This is a genomic window from Nonomuraea sp. NPDC051941 (assembly GCF_044593615.1).
In genome coordinates, this window is the sequence record NZ_JBIUCF010000035.1 from 129,728 (window position 1) to 149,511 (window position 19,784).

The window sequence follows — 19,784 nt, forward strand, 5'->3', positions numbered from 1 at the left end:
CCACTTGGGCCCTGTCCCCGACGGCTGTCGAATGAGCCCGGGCGGGGTCCGTATGGCAGTGGTCGCGCCTGTCGGAGACGGCGGGCGTCGCAGGGCGGTCTGACCGGCGGGGATCGCGGGGCTGACGGTCGACCGGGGACGGGGGCGCGTCACAGGCTGCCGAACCAGCCCGGGGTGTCGAGGCGCCAGAGGTTGGCCGGGGTCATTCTGCGGAGGTCCGACTCCAGGGCCTGCAGGCGGTCCTCTCCGAGCTCGGCGGCCCAGCGGGCGCGCAGTGTGTCGAAGATGCGGGCCGACCGGTCCAGGGCGTCTATCCCGTACGGAGTGAGCCGGACGATCTTGCGTCTGGTGTCGTGGGGATCGGCGGTCCGTTCCACGTAGCCGATGCGTTCCAGAGTGTCGATGGTCTTGCCCGCCGCCTGTTTGGACACCCCGAGCGTGCGGCCCAGTTCGACGGCCGTGGTGCCGCCCGGGCCGATCGCCTGCATGACGAACCCGTGCATGGGCCGTATGTCCGGATGCCCCTGCCGGGCGAGCTCGGCGTGGAGCTCGTCGATCAGCATCCTGAACGCGAGCAGCAGGCGCAGCGGAAGTTCGAAGCCTGGACTTGACATGATAGACAACCTGGTTAACTATATAGACAACGTAGTTGCCCATCTTAAAGGAGTTCATCGATGTCTGTTGTCATGGCCGCCGATTCCCGCAAGACCGAGACGCCCAACGGCGTCATGACCACCCTCGCCTCCCCGACCCAGGGCGGGGCGGTGGGCCAGGCCATGTGGCGGGTGGACGCCAAGCCGGGCATGGTCGGGCCGGTGCACGCGTTCGACGTCGAGCTGGTGTGGACCTGGCTCGACGGGTCCGCCGTCGTCGAGCTGGGCGGCGAGCGGTTCGAGGTGGGCCCGGGAGACACCATGGTGCTGCCGGCCGACGTGAGCCGCCAGATGTTCGCGGACTCGGAGCGCGGGTTCGTGTCCATCGTGGTCGCCCCCGCCGGGGCGCGGGCCTACAACCCGAGCGGGGTGTCGGAGCCGGACGCCTGCGACCTCGCGCCCAAGGACGTGGAGCGCATCGTGCCGCTCTGGGTCAGGTAGTCGCGTGGGGGAGGCGGTAGGTGCCGTCGTCCAGGTGCTCGGCCAGGCCGTCGGTGATCAGGCCGTCGAGGGCGCGCTCGCGCTGGACGGCGTCGTCCCACACCACGTCCAGGGCCGCCTTGGGGACGGGGCCGTGGGCCTTCCGCAGCACCTCCAGCAGGCGGCCCCGGCACTGCCGGTCGGTGCCCGCGTACGTCTGGCCCTTGCGCGCGGGGCCGGCGTGCGGCGGCTTGCCCGCCAGACGCCAGGCGCACACCTGGCTGATCGGGCAGTCGGCGCAGCGCGGGGCGCGGGCCGTGCAGACGAGGGCGCCCAGCTCCATCACGGCCACGCCCCAGCGGGGCGCGCCCAATTCTGGCAGGAGGGTCTCCGCCAGCCGCCGCTCGGCCGCTGAGGTGGCCGTGGGAGGGTATTCCTCCGCGCGTACCGCCCTGGCGAAGACGCGCCGGACATTGGTGTCCAGGACGGCGTGGCGGCCGCCGTAGGCGAAGCTGGCGACCGCGGCGGCGGTGTACTCGCCGATGCCGGGCAGGGACAGCAGGGTCTCGTGATCGGACGGCACCTCGCCGCCGTGCTCGTCGGTGATGGCCCTGGCGCAGGCGTGCAGGCGCAGCGCCCGGCGCGGGTAACCGAGCCGCCCCCAATGGCGTACGGCCTCTCCCGGCTGCTCGGTGGCCAGTGCCCCGGGGGTGGGCCAGCGCTCCATCCACTCGTGCCAGATGGGCAGCACGCGTACGACCGGGGTCTGCTGGAGCATGATCTCGCTCACCAGCACTCCCCACGGGGTGGCGTCGGCGGCGCGCCACGGGAGGTCTCGGGCGTTGTCCTCGTACCAGTCCAGAACGGGGATGTGCAGGAGGTTCGGCTCAACCACGGGGTCAAGCGTATTCGGAGAAGAAGGCCCCTCGGCGTGTCGTCACTCGTTGTAGCCGCATGGCTACCATCCTGTGCCTATGGATCCGGATACTATGCGCGGCGACGGCGGTGACGTCTACTGGCGGCGCCGGATGAGCGTGCTGGTGGCGGTGCTCGTCGTGGTGGCCGTCGTGGCGTGGGCGTGCTCCAGCGGGGGCAGCGGGCCGGAACGCACATCCAGCGCGAAATCGTCACCGAGTGCGACCCCCGCCGTCGATCCCCTGCTGGCGGGCCTGCGTACGCTCGCGATGGGCACGGCCAGCCCGTCCCCGTCCCCCTCCGCCCCCAGGCCGACCCCTCCGGCGCTCCCCAGGCACCCCGGCGACCCCTGCACCGAACAGGACCTCGTGCTCAGCATGCAGGGCGGCAGGGAGCCGATCTACACGGGTGAGAGCCAGCCCACGTTCCTGGTCACCCTGGTGAACACGGGCTCCGTGATGTGCACCGCCGACGTGGGACCGCGCGCCATGGAGATCCGCATCACCTCGGGGGCCGACCGCATCTGGTCCACCGCCGACTGCGTCAGCGGGGCGGGCTCGGAGGTCAAGGAGCTACAGCGCGGGGTGCCGTACGTCCGGTCCCTGGTGTGGAACCGGCACCGCTCCAGCAACGACTGCCGCTCCACCCCGGCCGCCGCGCTGCCAGGCACGTACGTGGCCACCGTGCGCATGGGCCAGCTCCGCACCGTGAAGGGTGTCTTCCACCTCCGCTGAGGAGCTTGTGCATATGTCGTGATTTCTCCACACATGATCTGGACTCACAGTAGAGTGACCCGGTCATGTGATCATGGAGGAGTCGTTATGAGGCAGACGATCGGCCGTTCGGTTCTGGTGGTGGCGCTGGCGGCGGGCCTGGTGCCGGTCGGCGTCGCATCCTCGGCGTCCGCCGCCGCGCAGAGGCCGGCCTTCGGGCCCTTCGGGTACGGCAACCTGAAGCTCGGGATGACCGCCGCGAAGGCGAGAGCGACCGGGAGGATCGTGCACAAGCCCGACGGGGACTCCGCCAGGTGCACGACGTGGGACCTCAAGGAGAGCCCGTACCCCGAGTACCGCGTGGGGATGTACATCTCGAAGAAGCTCGGCGTGGTCGTGATCGTCGCACCCGCCGGCGCCAGGACCCCCAAGGGCATCGGCATCGGCTCCACCAGCACGCAGCTCAAGGCCGCCTACCCCAGGCTGCGGCGCGGCCCGGGCGGCTACCCCGCTGCCACCGTGCCCGGCAACAGGAAGGCGTACTACCTCTTCAACGAGCGCAAGGGCGAAGTGGTCGAGATGAGCCTGGTGCTGGCCAAGCAGGACTGCCTCAGGGTCAACTAGGAATACGGGTGATCGCTCCCGAGTTGATCGCGGCGTGACGAAGGGCACGCAGCCGCCATGGGCAGTTCCGGATGAGTTGTGGGCGAGGATCCGGCCTGGGCGTCCGCCGCTGGATGATCGAGCAGACCATCGCACTGCCGCACTGGTTCGGTCGTCTGCGTATCCGCTGGGAGATCCGCGATGACATCCACGAGGCCTTCATGGCCCTCGGCCCGCTGATCATTGGGTTGGAGGTCCTAAGTCGTGAGGACCGGACCGGGCTCGGATATTCGGTGGTCTGCCCGCCCTCTGAGGACGCAAGATGAGGCGCATGACTCTGGCCACCCCCATACTGCACACCGCTCGCCTGCGACTGCGCCCCTTTACCGACGCCGACGCGGACGCCCTCTTCGCGCTGCACAGCAGCGCCTACGTGCTGCGCTACTGGGACTCCCCGCCGTGGACCGAACGGGCCCGCGCCGAGCGCTTCATCGAGGCTTGCCGGAAGATGGCGGACGAAGGCACCGGGGCGCGGGTGGCCATCGACCGTGCTTCTGACGGGGCCTTCGTCGGCTGGTGCAGCCTGACCCGATGGAACCCGGACTACCGCAGCGCGTCACTGGGCTACTGCCTCGATGAGGCGATGTGGGGCCACGGCTTCGCGACGGAGGCCGCGCACGCGTTGCTGCGGTGGGCATTCGACACACTGGACCTGAATCGTGTTCAGGCCGAGGCCGATACGCGCAACGTGGCATCTGCCCGGGTTCTGGAGAAGATCGGATTCGTACGTGAAGGGACGTTGCGGGAAGACTGCATCGTCAACGGCGATGTGTCCGACTCGTGGGTGTTCGGGTTGATCAGGCGAGAGTGGCAGCCGTCGGCCGTGCCGATTCCAGCCCGCTAAGAGCTCCGAACCACCTCATTGTGTCAGGAGCTCTAAGCGCAGCTTGGGCACCGTGGGTTGGCCCTGAGGAAGGTGAGAACCGGTTCTGGGGGTTCCCTGGCCGGCTTTTGCGGGGTCGAAGGGGCGGAGCCCCTGGGAGGCGCTGCTTGAGCAGCGCAGATGGCGCGTAGCGCCCCCTAGCGTGAAGACGATGCTTCAGACGTAGCGCTCCAGGATGGAGGACTCGGCCAGGCGGGAGAGGCCCTCTCGGACGCTGCGGGCGCGGGACTCTCCGACCCCGCCCACCGCCTGCAGATCGTCGATGCTCGCCGCCAGCAGCTTCTGCAGGCCGCCGAAATGGTTGACCAGGCGGTCGACCACCGTGGCCGGGAGGCGGGGGACCTTGGCCAGGAGGCGGAAGCCGCGGGGGCTGACCGGGCTCTCCAGCTTGTCGGCGCCGGTGTGGCCCAGGACGTGGGCGACGGCCGAGAGGTCGAGCAGCTCGCTGCCCGACAGCTTGTCCAGGTCGTGTATCGCCTCGACCAGGCGTCGTTGGCGGCGGCCCGAGGGGGCGGGGAGGTAGTCGCGGATGACCAGCTCCCGCTCCGAGTCGACCCCGGCCACCAGCTCGTCCAGTTGGAGGGACAGCAGGCGGCCGTCCGTGCCCAGCTCCACCACGTAGCCCTTGATCTCGTCGGAGATCCGGCGGACCATCTCCAGCCGCTGGGCCACCGCGGACACGTCTCTGACCGTGACCAGGTCCTCGATCTCCAGCGCCGACAGGGTGCCGGAGACCTCGTCGAGGCGGTGCTTGTAGCGTTCTAGGGTGGCCAGGGCCTGGTTGGCCTTGGAGAGGATGGCCGCCGACTCCTCCAGGACGTAGCGGATGCCGTCGAGGTAGAGGGCGATGATGCGCATCGACTTGCTGATGGCGATGATGGGCAGGCCGGTCTGCCGGGCCACGCGCTGGGCGGTGCGGTGGCGGGTGCCGGACTCGTCGGTGGGGATGGACGGGTCGGGCACCAGGTGCACGGCGGCACGTACGATCTTGTGGTCGCCGCTCAGCACGATGGCGCCGTCCATCTTGGCCAGCTCGCGCAGCCTGGTGGCGGAGAAGTCGACGTCGAGCTCGAAACCGCCGCTGCACAGCTCCTCGACGACCCTGTTGTAGCCGAGCACGATCAGCCCGCCGGTCTGCCCGCGCAGGATCCGCTCCAGGCCGTCGCGCAGAGGTGTGCCCGGGGCCACCGCGGCCAAGGCCTCGCGACGGCGGTCGTCCAGACTCCTATCCACCTGACCCCCGTGTCGATCGGTCACGCTCAGCTTAGCCGCGCTAGGTCACGTGCGTGAGGGCGTCCCAGACGTTCTCCGCCTGCACCACCTCGAACCCCGGCGCGAACGCCACCGGCCCCACGGGCACCAGAGCACGCTGTCCGTTACGCTTGCGGCCGGCTTCTTCGAGCGATCCGGTCGGCACGAGGGCCCGCTTGAAACCGAGCCTGGCCGCCTCCGTCAGCCTCCTGCGTACGTCCTTGACCGGGCGCAGCTCCCCGGCCAGACCCACCTCGCCGAGCGCCACCAGGCCCGGCGGCAGCGGTTTGTCGCCGGCGGCGCTGGCGACGGCGAGCATGACCGACAGGTCGACGGCCGGGTCGGCCAGCTTGATGCCGCCCACGGTCGCGGTGAACACGTCGCAGCCGCCGAGCCGGGCGTTGAGCCGGCGCTCCAGCACCGCGAGGATCATCTGCACGCGGTAGGTGTCGAGCCCCGACGACGTGCGCCTGGGCTGCTGCGCCTCGGTGCGGGCGACCAGGGCCTGGACCTCGGCGGGAAGCGGGCGGGTGCCCTCGACCGTGACGGTGACGCAGGTGCCGGGCACCGGCTCGCTGCGCCGCGAGACGAACAGGCCGCTCGGGTCGGTGATGCCCTCGATGCCGCGCTCGTGCAGGTCGAAGCAGCCGACCTCGTCGGTCGGCCCGAAGCGGTTTTTGATCGCGCGCACCATGCGCAGCCTGGAGTGGCGGTCGCCCTCGAAGTTGAGCACGACGTCGACCAGGTGCTCCAGCGTGCGCGGGCCCGCGATCGAGCCGTCCTTGGTGACATGGCCGACCAGCACGGTGGCCATGTTGCGCTCCTTGGCCAGGCGGACCAGGTTGGCGGCCACCTCGCGCACCTGCGTCACCCCGCCGGGCACGCCGGTGGCCTGCGCCGAGCCGATCGTCTGCACCGAGTCGACCACCAGCAGCGTGGGCTCGACCTTCTCCACATGGGTGATCAGGGCCGACAGCTCGGTCTCGGCCGCGAGGTAGAGGTGGTCGCGGATCGCGCCGATGCGGTCGGCCCGCAGCCGCACCTGGGCCGCCGACTCCTCGCCCGTCACGTAGAGGACCTTCTCGCGCTCGGCCATGCGGGCCGCGGCCTCGAGCAGGAGCGTGGACTTGCCGATGCCCGGCTCGCCCGCGAGCAGCACCACCGCGCCCGGCACCAGGCCGCCGCCGAGCACCCGGTCGAGCTCGCCCACGCCGGTCGTGCGCGCGGCCGCGATCTCGGCCTTGACCTGCCCGATCGGCACCGCGGGCGCGGTGGTGGCGCCCGCCTGGACGACATTGGCGCCGGCCCGCGCGCCCTCCTCCTCGACCGTGCCCCACGCCTGGCACTCGCCGCACCTGCCCACCCACTTGGTGGTGCGCCACCCGCACTCGGCGCAGCGGTATCCGGGCTTCTGGGCAGTCTTGGCCATGTCGAGCAGGCTAGCGGGACGTGCCGACAATCTTCGACAGGTAAGAGGCGGAGCCCCGTGTTACGCCAGGCCCAGCTCGGAGACCAGCATGCGCTTGGGCTTGGCCCCGACGATCTGCTTGACCGGCTCGCCGTTCTCGAACAGCAGCATCGTCGGGAGGCCCATCACGCCGTAACGGGCCATGATCTCCGGGTTTTCGTCGGTGTTGAGCTTGCCGATGGTCAGCCCGTGCTCCGCCTCGATCTGGTCCAGCACCGGCGCCACCATGCGGCACGGCCCGCACCACTCCGCCCAGAAGTCGACCAGCACCGGCTTGTCGCTCTTGAGCACCTGCTCCTCGAAGTTCTCGGTGGTCAACGTGATCATGTCTATCCCCTTACGAAGCAACCTGGGCACGATTGCGCGAGCTGGGCGGCGACCTCGGCACGGCGGGCGAGCAGGACGCGGATCTCCTCGTCGATCTCGTTGAGCTTGCGCTCGTAGACCTCGACCGACTCCGCGCACGAGCCTCCCGAGCTGTGCCCCCGGCGCAGGCAGTCGATGAACGGCCGGGTGTCCTCCAGCGTGAACCCGATGCTGAGCAGCGCCCTGATCTCGGACACCAGCCTGACGTCGTCCTCGCTGTAGTCACGGTAGCCGTTGGACCCGCGACGGGCTCTGAGCAGGCCGTGCTGCTCGTAATAGCGAAGTGAGCGGGTGCTCACCCCCGTACGTTCCGCCAGCTCTCCGATGCGCATGCCTTCACGGTAAACGTTGACACCGACGTCAATGTCAAGCCGCGAGGGAGCGCCGCCGCACGGAGTGCGGCCGCGAACTCAGTAGTAGCGCCAGCGCAGCACGTTCGGGTAGGGGAGCTCCAGGCCGGGCGTCTCGGCGATGGCCTGCTCGGCCACCTCGGGCGTGAACTCGATGCGCAGCACCGCCTCCAGGTCCGCCCGCCGCTCGAAGGCCATCCTGAGGTCCAGAGGCCGCCGCTGCCAGCCCTGGCGGTCCCAGAACGACTCGACCTCCCGGACGGAGTACGTCGGCACCGTACGCGAGAACCAGCGGCCGAACGCCCCCCGCGTGGCGTCGAGGTCGAGGACGAAGGCCGCGCCGCCGCGGCGTACCACCCGGGTCAGCTCGCGCAGCCCCGGCTCGCAGCCGGGGCCGAAGAAGTACGCCCAGCGGGCGATGGCCACGTCCACGCTCGCGTCGGGCAGCGGCAGGTTCTGGGCCGTGGCGGCGTGGACGGCCACGTTGGCCAGCGCGGCGCAGCGGCGTACGGCGACCGCGGCCAGGTCGCCGTGCGGCTCCACGCCGACCACCTGCGCGGCCTCGGACGCGAGCGCGGGCAGGTGGAACCCGGTGCCGCAGCCGATGTCGAGCACGGTGGCGCCGTTCCAGGGGCGCAGGGCGCGCATCGCCGCGTCGGCCGCGCCCTCGGGGTCGACGGCGCGGTTCTCCAGCTCGTAGATCTGGGGCGTGTTCCAGATGTTCGGGCTGGGGATCGCACCCTTCGCTATCCGTGGCATGCCCCAAAGTTAAGCCAGCCGCCGGGCGCGGCTCACCAAAGGGGCTTTCGCGCCAGATCGGCTCCACCGGCTTAGGCTGGCAGCGTGGCTGATGTCATCCGCGTGCCCAATGCGAAGATCGCATTGTCCACTGCTTCGGTATATCCGGAACGCACTCCCGACGCGTTCGAGCTGGCCGCGCGCCTGGGTTACGACGGTGTCGAGATCATGGTGGGCGCAGACCCCGTGAGTCAGGACATCGACGTGATCGAGCGGCTGTCCGACCACTACAAGATCCCCGTCCTGGCCATCCACGCGCCCTGTCTGCTGGTCACCCAGCGCGTCTGGGGCCGCGACCCCTGGGCCAAGCTGGTCAAGGCGCAGAAGGCCGCCGAACGGCTGGGCGCCTCGACGGTCGTGGTCCACCCGCCGTTCCGCTGGCAGCGGGAGTACGCCCGCGAGTTCGAGACGGGGCTGGCCAGGATGCGTGACGAGACCGACGTCACGTTCGCGGTCGAGAACATGTTCCCCCTGAAGGCCAGGGGCAACGACGTGGTGCCCTACTCGCCCGACTGGAATCCGATCGACTACGACTTCCCGCAGGTCACGCTCGACCTGTCGCACACGGCCGTGTCCGGCTCCGACGCCATGGAGATGGCCGTCAAGCTCGGCGACCGGCTGGCCCACCTCCACCTGGCCGACGGCCTCGGGGTGACCAACAAGGACGAGCACCTCGTGCCCGGCAGGGGCAACCAGCCGTGCGCCCCGATGCTGGAGCGCCTGGCCAACACCGGCTACTCGGGGCTGGTCGTGCTGGAGATCAACACCCGCAAGGCGGCCAGCCGCACCGAGCGGATCGACGACCTGGCGGAGGCGCTGGCGTTCGCCCGGCTGCACCTGGCGGCCACCTCATGAACATAGGGCCGATCAGGGGTCTGGGCAGGATGTTCGAGCGGGTGGCCGACGCGTACGACGCGGGCCGGCCCCACTATCCCGACGAGATGTACCGCGCCCTGACCGAGGTGACCGGCGTCGACCTCGACGGCGCCACCACGGTGGACGTCGGCGCGGGCACCGGCATCATGACGCGCGCGCTCAGGGCCCGCGGCTCCCACGTCATCGCGGTCGACCCGGGCGCGGAGATGCTGGCCCGCCTGGTCTCCCGGTCGGAGAGCGGGACGCCCTCCGTCGCGGCCGTGCTGGCCGACGGCAACGCGCTGCCGCTGGCCGACGGCGTGGCCGACCTGGTGACGTACGCGCAGTCGTGGCACTGGCTCGACCCCGTGGCGTCGATCGCCGAGGCCCGGCGGGTGCTGCGGCCCGATGGGGCCATCGTGGGCTGCTGGAACTTCAACCACGCGGCCCAGGCCGCATGGCTGGCCGCCTACGAGGCCCGCCTGGCGAAGGCGGTGCCCACCTACTACGGGCCGGCGGTCGAGCAGTGGTCGGCGCCGCCGATCGCCGCGGCATTCGAGGTGGTCGAGGAGCGCTGGATCCCCTGGACCCGGCTGGTCGGCATCGAGGACTTCCTGCTCGACCTGCGCTCCCACTCCTACATGGCGGCCCTGTCGCCGGAGGTCGCCGACGAACTGGTCGAGCGGCAGCGCGCCGAGCTGCGCAGGGAGTTCCCCGAAGGCGTGCTCTCCGTCCCCATGCGGGTCTACCTGGCGGTGGGTAGGTGACGGGTGACGGTCGATAAAAAGCGGCCTGGGCGCAGGCCCGGGTCGGCTGACACGCGGGGGGAGATCCTTGCCGCGGCCAGGAAGGTGTTCGCGGAGAAGGGGTTCGACAAGGCGACCGTGCGGGGCATCGCCCGCGAGGCCAAGGTCGACCCCGCCCTCGTGCACCACTACTTCGAGACGAAGGAGGGCATGTTCGCGGCGGCCATGCGGCTGCCGTTCTCTCCCGAGACCATCGTCAAGGTGCTGGTCGAGGGCCCGCGCGAGGAGGTCGGCGAGCGGCTCGTACGTATGATCCTGCAGGTCACCGCCTCCCCGGAGACGCGCGAGCCGATGCTGGCGCTGATCCGCTCGGCCATGACCAACGAGCAGGCCGTCGCGATGGTCCGCGAGTTCTTCACGAACGCGTTGCTCTTCCAGGTGGCCGACCGGATGGAGGTGCCGCACCTGCGGATCGAGGCGGCGTTCGCGCAGATGTTCGGCATCGTCATGGCCCGTTACGTGATCAGGCTGGAGCCGCTGGCGAGCGCCGGTCACGAAGAGCTCGTGGAGGTGCTCGCGCCGACCATCCAGAGGTACTTCACCGGCTAGAGCATTGTTCTGCCAAAGTCGATGACCATAGGGTATGTCGCGTACGCCGGAAATGTTACTCGCGGGTAGGATCCGGGTAGCGGTCTGAGCGACGGGTGACCGTACGCTGACAGCCAACGTCGTCTGTGGGAGGACCCTGTGCTCTGGGTAGCCATCATCGGGCTCGTGATGACCGTCCTCGCGGTGGCCGTCGCCGGCCGCAGGGCGTTGTTCCTGTTCAAGCTGGCGACCGTGGGGCCGCCCGCGCCCGAGCGGATCGACTACGCCAAGTCTCATGCGGCCGATGAGGTGAAGGCGCAGCTGGTCGAGGTGTTCGGGCAGAAGAAGCTGCTGAAGTGGACGCCGTCCGGCGTCGCGCACTTCTTCGTCATGTGGGCGTTCTTCATCCTGCTGACCGTCTACATCGAGGCGTACGGCGCGATCATCCAGGGCGCGATCACCGGCACGCCCGACTTCCACATCCCGCTGATCGGCACCTGGGCCGTGCTCGGCTTCCTGCAGGACTTCATCGCGGTCGCCTGCGTGCTCGGCCTGGTCGCCTTCGCGGTCATCCGGCTCAAGAACTCGCCCGACAAGCTCGGCCGCAGCTCCCGCTTCTCCGGCTCCCACCTCGGCGGCGCGTGGCTCGTCCTGTTCATGATCTTCAACATCATCTGGACGCTGTTCCTGGCCAGGGGCGCGTCGGCGGCCAACGGCAACTTCCCCTACTCCTCCGGCGCGTTCGTCTCGCTCGCGCTCGGCGACGTGCTGCCGGACAGCGCGCTGCTGGAGGAGATCGCGCTGCTGCTGCACATCGGCTTCATGCTGGTGTTCCTGGTCATCGTGGTGAACTCCAAGCACCTGCACATTTTCACCGCGCCCCTCAACGTGCTCTTCTCGCGCCGTCCCGACGGCCTGGGCGGCGCGCCGGAGATGCGGGTGGCCGGCAAGGTCGTCGACTTCGAGGACGAGGACCTCGACCCGGAGAAGCTCGGCCGCGGCAAGATCGCCGACACCACGTGGAAGGGCTTCCTGGACTTCTACTCCTGTACGGAGTGCGGCCGCTGCCAGTCGCAGTGCCCGGCGTGGAACACCGACAAGCCGCTGTCGCCGAAGATGCTCATCCTCGACCAGCGTGACCACGCCTTCAAGGTGGCCCCGTACCTGCTGGCCGCCCAGCAGGGCGTCGAGCACAAGGACACCGACGTGCTCGCGCTGCTGGAGAAGCCGCTGGTCGGCGAGGACGGCGTGATCCACCCCGACGTGCTCTGGTCGTGCACCAACTGCGGCGCCTGCGTCGAGCAGTGCCCCGTGGACATCGAGCACATCGACCACATCCTCGACATGCGCCGCTACCAGGTCATGGTGGAGTCGTCGTTCCCGTCCGAGGCGGGGGTGATGGTGAAGAACCTGGAGAACAAGGGCAACCCGTGGGGCATGTCCGAGATGAAGCGGGCCGACTGGATCGAGGAGCTGGACTTCGAGGTCGAGCTCGTCGAGGACAAGATGCCCGAGGACGCCGAATACCTGTTCTGGGTGGGCTGCGCGGGCGCACTCGAGGACCGGGCCAAGAAGACCACCAAGGCCGTGGCGGAGCTGCTGCACATCGCGGGCGTGAAGTTCGCGGTGCTCGGCCCCATGGAGGCGTGCACCGGCGACCCGGCCCGCCGCCTGGGCATGGAGTACCTGTTCAACATGCTCGCCCAGCAGAACATCGAGACCCTCAACGAGGCCGGCGTCAAGAAGATCGTCGCCACCTGCCCCCACTGCTTCAACACCCTGGCCAACGAATATCCGCAGCTCGGCGGCACGTACGAGGTGGTGCACCACACGCAGCTGCTGTCGAAGCTCGTGGACGAGGGCCTGCTCACCCCGATCACCCCGATCGAGGAGAAGATCACCTACCACGACCCGTGCTTCCTGGGCCGCCACAACAAGGTTTACTCCCAGCCCCGCGACATCATGTCCAAGGTGCCGGGCGTGCAGACCCAGGAGATGCACCGCCACAAGGACCGCGGGTTCTGCTGCGGCGCCGGCGGCGCGCGCATGTGGATGGAGGAGCGCATCGGCAAGCGCATCAACACCGAACGCGTGGACGAGGCGCTGACCACCGATCCCGACACCGTCTCCACCGCCTGCCCGTTCTGCATGGTCATGCTCGGCGACGCGATCAACGAGAAGAAGAACAACGGCGAGGCCAAGGAATCGCTCGAAGTCGTGGACGTCGCCCAGCTGTTGATCAAATCGGTCAAGGGCGCTTCCTGACCGAGGATTGTCGGACTCCTTCACAGCTTCTGTGGAGGAGTTCCGCACGTCAGCGGGTCAAGTGCAAGAAATCCAGCATCCACATAACGGGAAAATCACGGTAACCTCAACGTCGCATGGCTCTATTCGACGGGGAGGGGGCTCGTGATGGGCGTCGTCGTCACGGACGCCGAAGTCACTCTGGCCGACGTCCTCGCCCTCCGGCTCGCCATCGACGCACCACTGGAAGACGGCACCGAACTCGTGCTCAGGCATCGCACCACGGGGGTGGAACGCGACGTGCGGCTCGGCACACCGGGCGCTCGGGCGCGCGAGGCCACGGTCGCGGTCTCGCTCGCGCCGCTGGAGCTCAGCGCTGGACGCTGGGACGCCTACCTGCGGGGGGTGGGCGGCAAGCGCAGCAGGCTGCGTAGCGTCGATCCGGGCTTCTCGCTCGACCACCTCGACGCGTACGCGCTGTGCAGGCGGACCCTCGCCTACCGCTCGTACCGCACGCGCAACGGGTTCCTGGCGCTGAAGATCTCCGACGCCGAGCCGGTGGCCGAGGTCCGCTCGATCTGGTTCAGGGAGGGGCGCTTCGAGGTGATGGGCCTGCTGGCGTACACCGGGCTCGAGGACGACGACTCCCGCCATGAGGCCGTGCTGAGACTGGACCGCAGGCAGACCAACGCGCGGCTCTCGGCCACCGCCACCGTGCAGGGCGTACGCTTCCACGCCGCGGTGTCGCTCGTGGACGTGGTGGGCGCCGATCCCGACGCCGTGGCGAGCTCCGGCACCTGGGAGCCCGCACTGGAGGTCGAGGGCGTGTCCACGCCGCTCAAGCTGGGCTCGCGGCTCGACGACGTCGACGGCAAGAGACGCCGGCTGCACTATCCCTCGGCCACGGTGGACGGCGTGCCCATCAGACCCTGCTACACCGCCGACGACGAGCTGCGGATCGAGGTGGGCGGATGAAGGTCAGCCTGGTCCTCGCCTCCGCGTACGCGATGAGGGGCGACGTCCGCGCCATGCTGAACCTCGCCACCGCCCTGTCCGACCGGCACGACGTCGAGGTGGTCAGCGTCAGGCGGCAGAAGGAGAAGCCGTTCTTCCCCGTCGGGCCCAACGTGACCATGCGCAGCCTGATCGACGCCAGGCCGGGCGTCCGGCACCTGTTCCCGCGCGGGCAGGTCCGCGCGGAGGTGGCGCTGTGGCGGCTGCTGCGCAACCTCAAGTCCGACGTGCTGATCACGACCCGGCCGGGGCTCGGCGTCCAGGCCGCGAGGCACGCGCCGCGCGAGACCCTGAAGATCGCCAGGGAGTGGGGGCGGCCGGCCGTCCCCGGGCCGGTGAAACGGTTCTATCCGCGCCTGAACGCCGTCGTGACGGCCACGGAGTCGGCCCAGGAGGAGTGGAGCAAGCTCCTCACCGACGGGCCCCCTGTGACCTCTGTGCTGGACGCGCTGCCCGACGGGCCGTGGCCGCGCTCGCGGATGGACAACCGGATCGTGGCCGCCGGCGGCCGGTGGGTGCCGGTCAAGGCGTACGACCGGCTGATCAAGGCGTTCGCGATCGTGGCGGACAAGCGCCCCGACTGGCGGCTGCGCCTGTACGGCGGCGGGCCGGAGGAGCGGCGGCTGCGCGCGCTGGTCCGCGAGCTCAGCCTGCACAACCACGTCTACTTCATGGGCACGACGCCCGACCTGGCGGGCGAGTTCGCCAAGGCGTCGATCGTGGCCAGCACCTCGCTCACCGAGGACCTCGGCATGGCGGTGCTGGAGGCCATGGGCTGCGGGGTGCCCGTGGTGGCCTTCGACGGGGCCAGGGGGCCGAGGGAGTTCGTGGCGACGGGCTACAACGGGGTGCTGGTGCCGGAGAGCGAGGGCGGCCTGGAGCTGTTCGCGGCGGCCCTGCTGGCGCTGATCGACGACGAGCGCAGGCGGCGCTCGCTCGCGGCGGGCGCGCTGGACACCGCGGTGCGCCACGCGGCCGGTGAGGTGGCCGAGCAGTGGGAGAAGCTCATCGGCGACCTTCGCTGAACGACCCGGGCACCCCCAACCGGTTACGGGTACCTTAGAACCATGCATGGGTACAGCGGAGACAAGCAGGCGTATCTGACGCGTCTCAGGCGGATCGAGGGTCAGATCAGGGGCCTGCAGCGCATGGTCGATGACGACGCCTACTGCATCGACGTGCTCACTCAGGTCTCCGCGGCCACGCGGGCGCTCCAGGCGGTGGCGCTGGGGCTGCTGGAGGAGCACATCTCCCACTGCGTGGCGGACGCGATCAACAGCGGCGGGCCGGAGGCCGACGCGAAGGTCAAGGAGGCCTCGGCGGCCATCGCGCGCCTCGTCCGCTCATAGGCGCGGCGGTCATCCTCCAGAAGGAGGACGTTCCGAGGGATTAACTAGTTATGAGAAACCCCGGAAACCTTCTAACTAGGTCTCCGGGGCTAGTAATCGAGTTGATCCTTCAGCGGCTCGCCGAAGTCCGCAATCCGAGCGCGTCGTCGAGTTCGTCCAAGGTCAGCCGCCGCTCGCTGACAGCCACGGCCGTGAGCACCTCGGCGTAGAGCGCAATCTCGTCCAACGCGACACGGTCGTGGACCCGAGAGTCCAGGTCATCGTGCCCCACCGCGTCGTCCTTCCTTCCGCAGCCCACACCCTCTACGAGGTTACGGCGGAGACCCTCCTGGCAACATGGCCCATCGGAGTCATTCCTTTCCGAACTGCGGGGCCCGGGAACGATCATTTCCCGAATCGGAGATCACAATTCGGAGAATTGCCTGTTACCTGAGCGTTAGAACCATATAGGCGAAGTAAGGGTTAAATAACGATATTTGTGGTTTAGGTGTGGTCTGTGTGGTTGTCGTCGCGTTCGTGGATGAGTCTGTGCACGAGCGCGGTCTGCCCGGCCAGCCCCCGCTCCGGCACCCTGGCCCCCGTCAGCCGGCCCCACGCCAGTCCCGTCGCGTACGCGGCCCCGAGCACGGCCGCGGTGCTCGCCCGGTCCGGCGGCGAGACCTCCAGCACCGCCGCGGGCTTGGTCAGCACCTGACCGGGCACGGGGAAGCCGTCCGGCTCGGTCGACTCGCTCGCTGAGGTCCCGGTCAGCCCGGCGCGCTCCAGCTCCTCGTACGCGCGCCTGAGCCGGTGGTCCAGCCGGGCCGGCAACCGCCCCTTGGAGTCCGACAGGTCGGCCAGGAACGTGGCGGCGGCCATGGGCGGGTCGGGCATGAAGGCCAGCGCCTCGACCAGGTCGTAGACGGCGTGCGAGAAGTCCGCCTCCAGGTCGTTCTCGACGAGCAGGGCCCGGCACAGCCGCCGCGGGCAACGCTCCAGCCAGGCCGCGCGCAGGGCCTCGGCGTCGGTGTGCGCGTCGAGCCCCTGCCGGCGCAGCATGGGCTCGACCATCGTCAGCAGGGCGAGCGCCCGAGGCCTGAAGCGGGTGTCGGACATCAGGATCTGGGCCGCGTCCGCCATCGTGGCGGCGAGCCTGAGCGCGGCCCGCGGCTGCCCTGCCCGCTGCCGCTCGGCGACGAGCGTGGCCAGGTCGAGCAGCGGCGGCGCGGGCAGCCAGCGCACCCACTCGTCGCCGGGCAGCGGGCGGCGCAGGTATTCGCCGAACACCGTGATCAGCCGCTCGTTGCCGTCGAACGCGGGCGCGTACGCGCACCACATGATCGCGCCCCAGACGGCCGCCACCGTGCTCGGCACGTCGGAGCCGAAGATCTCGTCGAACGCCGTCAGCGGGTAGTCCAGCTCCGACTTGAGCCCGCTGGAGCGCAGCAGCACCCTGAGCCGCTCGGTGAGGCCCTCGGAGACGTCCGGGCCGATGAACGCCTGCGTGGAGCCGGGCTCGGCGTGGAAGTCGGGCCCGTACGGGATCACGTCCTCCGGCAGCACCGCCGCGGGATGCTGCACCTGGCGCGCCCGGGTGCCCCTCGGCGGCGGCGCGAGGCGCCAGCGGCCGTCGGCCGGATCGTGCAGATGCCAGCGCGCGTGCACCCCGAAGAGCCATCTGTCGCCATCTGGGGTCACAAGTATTCTGGCGGCCAGCACGTGGGCCCGATCAGGGACGGAAAGCCCTTGCCAGCGCGGGTCCGCGACCATCGCTCGGACCTCCGCCTCGGCGGAGGTGAACGCATCCCAGGGTCGCACGGGCGCCATCGTACTGGGAGCGCCCAAATCATCCATCGGCATTTCACGGCAGAATGACCGTTATGAGGGCGAAGGTTGCAGGGGTGCTGGCGGTGGTCGGTGCGCTCTCCGGATGCGGTACGACCACGACGGCGCAGCCGTCCCCGACGGGGCCCGGCGTGCTCACGCTGGACAAGGCCACGGCGCCGGAGCCCGGCGGCGAGGTGGGCGAGGCGTCCACGGAGTTCCAGAACGCGACGGACATGTCCATGTGGACCAAGCTGAGCGAGACGGAGAAGGACGTCGACCGGATCGGCAAGTTCGACATCAACAAGACAGTGAAGGGCTCCCTGTATCTGGAGCCCAGGACCTCGACGTGGTTCGACGGCTTCCGCGGCCCCTACGTGTACCAGGAGCTGGCGGGCGACGTCCTCATGTACGCCAGGGTCAAGGTGGAGGGCATGAAGGGCGGGCAGCCCAAGCGGAAGTTCTCGCTCGGGGGCCTGATGGCCCGCCAGCCCGGCTCGTACGCCAAGCCCAACTGGGTGTCGGTCACCACCGGCACGGCCGACCAGAGCGGCCAGGTCGAGGTGAAGTACACCCAGGACGGCAGCTCCAAACCTCAGGAGCTGGCCGTCAAGACAGGCTGGGTGGACCTGGCGCTCGGCCGGGTGGGCCGCGTCTTCGTCGCGCTCTACCGAGAGGACGGCGGCAAGTGGAAGGTCGGCCGGCGCTGGCCGTCCAACCTCCCCGACGTGCTCCAGTGGGGCATCACCGCCTACACCGACTGGGACAGCTACAACCTGCTCAAGAAGGACGCGACCAAGGCCAACGCCAAGCAGGTCAAGGGCGTGCCCGATCTGAAGATGACCGTCGACTTCGTCCGTTTTTTACGCCCTGAGCTGCCCGAGTACGCGGACGCGCTCAACACCGCCTCGGTGTCGGACGAAGTCCTGATCAAAGCGATGACGCCTGCCGGTGCCTGAGCGCCTTGGCCATGTAGTTGTCCGGCGTGCGGGCGAAGGACGCCCGGTCGTCGTCGGTGAGTTCGCGTACGATTTTTCCGGGAACACCGGCCACCAGCACGCCGGACGGGATCTTCTTGCCCGGTCCGACGAGCGCACCGGCGGCCACCAGGGTGCCCGCACCGATGCGGGCGCCGCCCAGCACGATCGCGCCGATGCCGATCAGCGCGCCGGTCTCCACATGGGCGCCGTGGACCATGGCCTTGTGGCCCAGGCTGACCCGATCCTCCAGGATCGCCGGCTCGCCGGGATCGGCGTGCAAGCAGCTCAGATCCTGTACGTTGCACTCCTCGCCGATCTCGATCCGCTCGTCGTCCCCCCGGAGAACGGAGCCGTACCAGATGCTGGACGCCCGGCCCACCCGCACGCTGCCGACCACGACGGCGCCGGGGGCTATGAAGGCTTCAGGGTGTATGTCCGGGACTGCCCCGTTATCCAAAGATGCGATGTACATCCGAGCCATCGTAATTCCCCGTCCGGCTGTGGCGTTCCGGTTGCGGACGTGGGCAGATGGCAGGAAAGTCGTTTCCTGACGTCTCGTTGTCAGACCCTCACAACCCGCAATTTTCCCCCGCCTCACGCAAACCACCCTTAGGTACCCCCATGATGAACCAGCACGAGAGCATTCCCGATCTGATGCAAGAGGACACCTTCGAGGTCGTGATGCGCGGCTACAACCGCCGTCAGGTTCACGACTTCATGATCCGTACCCGTAACCAGGTAAGGGATCTGGAAGAGCGGCTGGCCCGGGCCATCGACCAGGCAGAGCAGGGCCGCATCGAGCTCGCGGAGGCCAGGCGGCGCATGGTCGAGGCGCCGCAGAGCTACGACGACCTCAGCCCGAGACTCGCCCAGATCCTCCGGCTCGGCGAGGAGGAGGCCGCGGCCAAGCGGGAGGACGCCGAGGCCGAGGCCGCCAGCGTGCGCGACGCGGCCAAGTCGGAGGCCGACCGGCTGCAGACGTCGTCCCGCGAGACCGCCGACAAGATCCTCACCTCTGCCCAGGCGGAGGCGGAGCGGCGCGTGAACGAGGCCACTCAGGCGGCGGAGCGGATGCTGGCCCAGGCGGGTTCGGACGCGGAGGAGCAGCTCGCGGCGGCCCGCACCGAGGCCGAGGACCTGCTGCGCGAGTCGCGCGCCGAGTCCGAGCGGCTGGTCACGGCCGCCCAGTCGGAGTCGGAGCAGATCATGCAGGCCGCCAACGCGCAGGCCGAGCAGCTGGTGACGGGCGCGCGGAACGATTCGGAGTCGATGCTGGCCTCCGCGCAGCAGCGCACCGCCGCGCTCGACGAGCAGACGGGGCGGCGGGTCGACTATCTGACCAACACGCACTCGGAGGTCGTGCGGCGGCTGACCGAGATCAGCTCCGTGCTCGGCGACCTCATGCGCACCGAGTCGGCGGCCGGGCCGCTGATCCCCGACGCGGTCGCGTCCCCGGTCTCGCCGCAGGAGGACGTGCGGGTCATCGTGGACGAGAGCGAGGAGGAGAAGAAGCCCCTGGAGGAGGCGGGCGTCTCCGACGACACCGACATCCACGTCGTCCGGCTGTCCGAGGTGCACAAGTAGTCCACACCCCGGGCGGGCACGGCTGGAGGCGTGGGCGCCCCGCGGGGGGCCCCCCCCACCCCAGCGGGCGGGGTGTGCCGGGGGGGCGCGCGGTTGGGGGAGGGGTGGGCGGCCCGGCGGTGCAGGCGGTCCACGGAGCGG

Annotated in this window: 23 protein-coding genes; 14 read left to right on the forward strand and 9 right to left on the reverse strand. The window is 69.7% G+C overall.

Annotated elements, in window-relative coordinates; genetic code table 11:
- Positions 1–149: 149 nt before the first annotated feature.
- Complete coding sequence (locus ACIHFD_RS44110; RefSeq protein WP_363977740.1) at positions 150–614, reverse strand: MarR family winged helix-turn-helix transcriptional regulator; 465 nt, start codon at positions 612–614, stop codon at positions 150–152.
- A 60-nt stretch (positions 615–674) separates the two neighbouring features.
- On the opposite strand from ACIHFD_RS44110, the gene ACIHFD_RS44115 reads away from it, so the two are divergent.
- Positions 675–1,094 carry a cupin gene (locus tag ACIHFD_RS44115; protein ID WP_350723729.1) on the forward strand — a complete coding sequence of 140 codons (420 nt, stop codon included), beginning with the start codon at positions 675–677 and terminating at the stop codon, positions 1,092–1,094.
- Here the strand turns inward: ACIHFD_RS44115 and ACIHFD_RS44120 are convergent.
- Positions 1,087–1,968, reverse strand: coding sequence for an A/G-specific adenine glycosylase (locus tag ACIHFD_RS44120; RefSeq protein ID WP_397372000.1), 882 nt, complete (start codon positions 1,966–1,968; stop codon positions 1,087–1,089). The genes ACIHFD_RS44115 and ACIHFD_RS44120 overlap by 8 nt on opposite strands.
- Before the next feature lie 79 nt (positions 1,969–2,047).
- On the opposite strand from ACIHFD_RS44120, the gene ACIHFD_RS44125 reads away from it, so the two are divergent.
- The 4 genes from ACIHFD_RS44125 (at position 2,048) to ACIHFD_RS44140 (ending at position 4,208) form a co-directional block, all read left to right on the forward strand.
- Positions 2,048–2,722: a hypothetical protein gene (locus ACIHFD_RS44125; RefSeq protein WP_397372002.1), complete on the forward strand. Its 675-nt coding sequence runs from the start codon at positions 2,048–2,050 to the stop codon at positions 2,720–2,722.
- An 87-nt stretch (positions 2,723–2,809) separates the two neighbouring features.
- Positions 2,810–3,325 carry a hypothetical protein gene (locus ACIHFD_RS44130; protein ID WP_397372004.1) on the forward strand — a complete coding sequence of 172 codons (516 nt, stop codon included), beginning with the start codon at positions 2,810–2,812 and terminating at the stop codon, positions 3,323–3,325.
- 113 nt (positions 3,326–3,438) lie between these two features.
- Positions 3,439–3,630, forward strand: a complete 192-nt coding sequence (locus tag ACIHFD_RS44135; protein WP_397372006.1) for a hypothetical protein — start codon at positions 3,439–3,441, stop codon at positions 3,628–3,630.
- 5 nt (positions 3,631–3,635) lie between these two features.
- Positions 3,636–4,208 carry a GNAT family N-acetyltransferase gene (locus ACIHFD_RS44140; RefSeq protein WP_397372008.1) on the forward strand — a complete coding sequence of 191 codons (573 nt, stop codon included), beginning with the start codon at positions 3,636–3,638 and terminating at the stop codon, positions 4,206–4,208.
- A 195-nt stretch (positions 4,209–4,403) separates the two neighbouring features.
- On the opposite strand, the gene disA is transcribed toward ACIHFD_RS44140, so the two are convergent.
- From disA to ACIHFD_RS44165, 5 genes are all read right to left on the reverse strand, one after another.
- Complete coding sequence (disA, locus tag ACIHFD_RS44145; RefSeq protein ID WP_397372010.1) at positions 4,404–5,480, reverse strand: DNA integrity scanning diadenylate cyclase DisA; 1,077 nt, start codon at positions 5,478–5,480, stop codon at positions 4,404–4,406.
- 40 nt (positions 5,481–5,520) lie between these two features.
- The gene (radA, locus tag ACIHFD_RS44150) at positions 5,521–6,927 is read right to left on the reverse strand and encodes a DNA repair protein RadA (RefSeq protein WP_364245424.1); all 1,407 of its coding nucleotides are present in this window, start codon (positions 6,925–6,927) and stop codon (positions 5,521–5,523) included.
- A 60-nt stretch (positions 6,928–6,987) separates the two neighbouring features.
- Complete coding sequence (trxA, locus tag ACIHFD_RS44155; protein WP_350723718.1) at positions 6,988–7,293, reverse strand: thioredoxin; 306 nt, start codon at positions 7,291–7,293, stop codon at positions 6,988–6,990.
- Positions 7,294–7,295: 2 nt separating this feature from the next.
- Positions 7,296–7,664, reverse strand: coding sequence for a MerR family transcriptional regulator (locus tag ACIHFD_RS44160; protein WP_350723717.1), 369 nt, complete (start codon positions 7,662–7,664; stop codon positions 7,296–7,298).
- Positions 7,665–7,742: 78 nt separating this feature from the next.
- On the reverse strand, positions 7,743–8,441 hold the full coding sequence (locus tag ACIHFD_RS44165) for a class I SAM-dependent methyltransferase (protein WP_355193594.1): 699 nt from the start codon (positions 8,439–8,441) through the stop codon (positions 7,743–7,745).
- Between the two features lie 84 nt (positions 8,442–8,525).
- Here ACIHFD_RS44165 and ACIHFD_RS44170 point away from each other — a divergent pair, with 84 nt between their 5' ends.
- From ACIHFD_RS44170 to ACIHFD_RS44200, 7 genes are all read left to right on the forward strand, one after another.
- Positions 8,526–9,335 carry a sugar phosphate isomerase/epimerase gene (locus ACIHFD_RS44170; RefSeq protein ID WP_350723713.1) on the forward strand — a complete coding sequence of 270 codons (810 nt, stop codon included), beginning with the start codon at positions 8,526–8,528 and terminating at the stop codon, positions 9,333–9,335.
- Complete coding sequence (locus ACIHFD_RS44175) at positions 9,332–10,102, forward strand: class I SAM-dependent methyltransferase (RefSeq protein ID WP_397372014.1); 771 nt, start codon at positions 9,332–9,334, stop codon at positions 10,100–10,102. The genes ACIHFD_RS44170 and ACIHFD_RS44175 overlap by 4 nt, the downstream gene beginning before the upstream one ends.
- 3 nt (positions 10,103–10,105) lie before the next feature.
- The gene (locus ACIHFD_RS44180; RefSeq protein ID WP_397372016.1) at positions 10,106–10,690 is read left to right on the forward strand and encodes a TetR family transcriptional regulator; all 585 of its coding nucleotides are present in this window, start codon (positions 10,106–10,108) and stop codon (positions 10,688–10,690) included.
- A gap of 138 nt (positions 10,691–10,828) precedes the next feature.
- Complete coding sequence (locus tag ACIHFD_RS44185) at positions 10,829–12,934, forward strand: (Fe-S)-binding protein (protein ID WP_397372018.1); 2,106 nt, start codon at positions 10,829–10,831, stop codon at positions 12,932–12,934.
- A 147-nt stretch (positions 12,935–13,081) separates the two neighbouring features.
- Positions 13,082–13,888, forward strand: a complete 807-nt coding sequence (locus tag ACIHFD_RS44190; protein ID WP_355194065.1) for a hypothetical protein — start codon at positions 13,082–13,084, stop codon at positions 13,886–13,888.
- Entirely contained in the window at positions 13,885–14,952 is a 1,068-nt protein-coding gene (locus ACIHFD_RS44195; protein ID WP_397372020.1) for a glycosyltransferase, read from the forward strand. The genes ACIHFD_RS44190 and ACIHFD_RS44195 overlap by 4 nt, the downstream gene beginning before the upstream one ends.
- 42 nt (positions 14,953–14,994) lie before the next feature.
- Positions 14,995–15,276: a metal-sensitive transcriptional regulator gene (locus tag ACIHFD_RS44200; RefSeq protein ID WP_138670633.1), complete on the forward strand. Its 282-nt coding sequence runs from the start codon at positions 14,995–14,997 to the stop codon at positions 15,274–15,276.
- 483 nt (positions 15,277–15,759) lie between these two features.
- On the opposite strand, the gene ACIHFD_RS44205 is transcribed toward ACIHFD_RS44200, so the two are convergent.
- Positions 15,760–17,082 carry a hypothetical protein gene (locus ACIHFD_RS44205; protein ID WP_397372022.1) on the reverse strand — a complete coding sequence of 441 codons (1,323 nt, stop codon included), beginning with the start codon at positions 17,080–17,082 and terminating at the stop codon, positions 15,760–15,762.
- Between the two features lie 74 nt (positions 17,083–17,156).
- On the opposite strand from ACIHFD_RS44205, the gene ACIHFD_RS44210 reads away from it, so the two are divergent.
- A complete protein-coding gene (locus ACIHFD_RS44210) occupies positions 17,157–18,038 on the forward strand; it encodes a hypothetical protein (RefSeq protein WP_397372024.1) in 882 nt (293 codons plus the stop codon).
- Here ACIHFD_RS44210 and ACIHFD_RS44215 read toward each other — a convergent pair.
- Entirely contained in the window at positions 18,010–18,531 is a 522-nt protein-coding gene (locus tag ACIHFD_RS44215; RefSeq protein WP_185069301.1) for a gamma carbonic anhydrase family protein, read from the reverse strand. The genes ACIHFD_RS44210 and ACIHFD_RS44215 overlap by 29 nt on opposite strands.
- Positions 18,532–18,680: 149 nt before the next feature.
- Here ACIHFD_RS44215 and ACIHFD_RS44220 point away from each other — a divergent pair, with 149 nt between their 5' ends.
- Complete coding sequence (locus tag ACIHFD_RS44220; protein WP_397372027.1) at positions 18,681–19,643, forward strand: hypothetical protein; 963 nt, start codon at positions 18,681–18,683, stop codon at positions 19,641–19,643.
- Positions 19,644–19,784 lie beyond the last annotated feature (141 nt).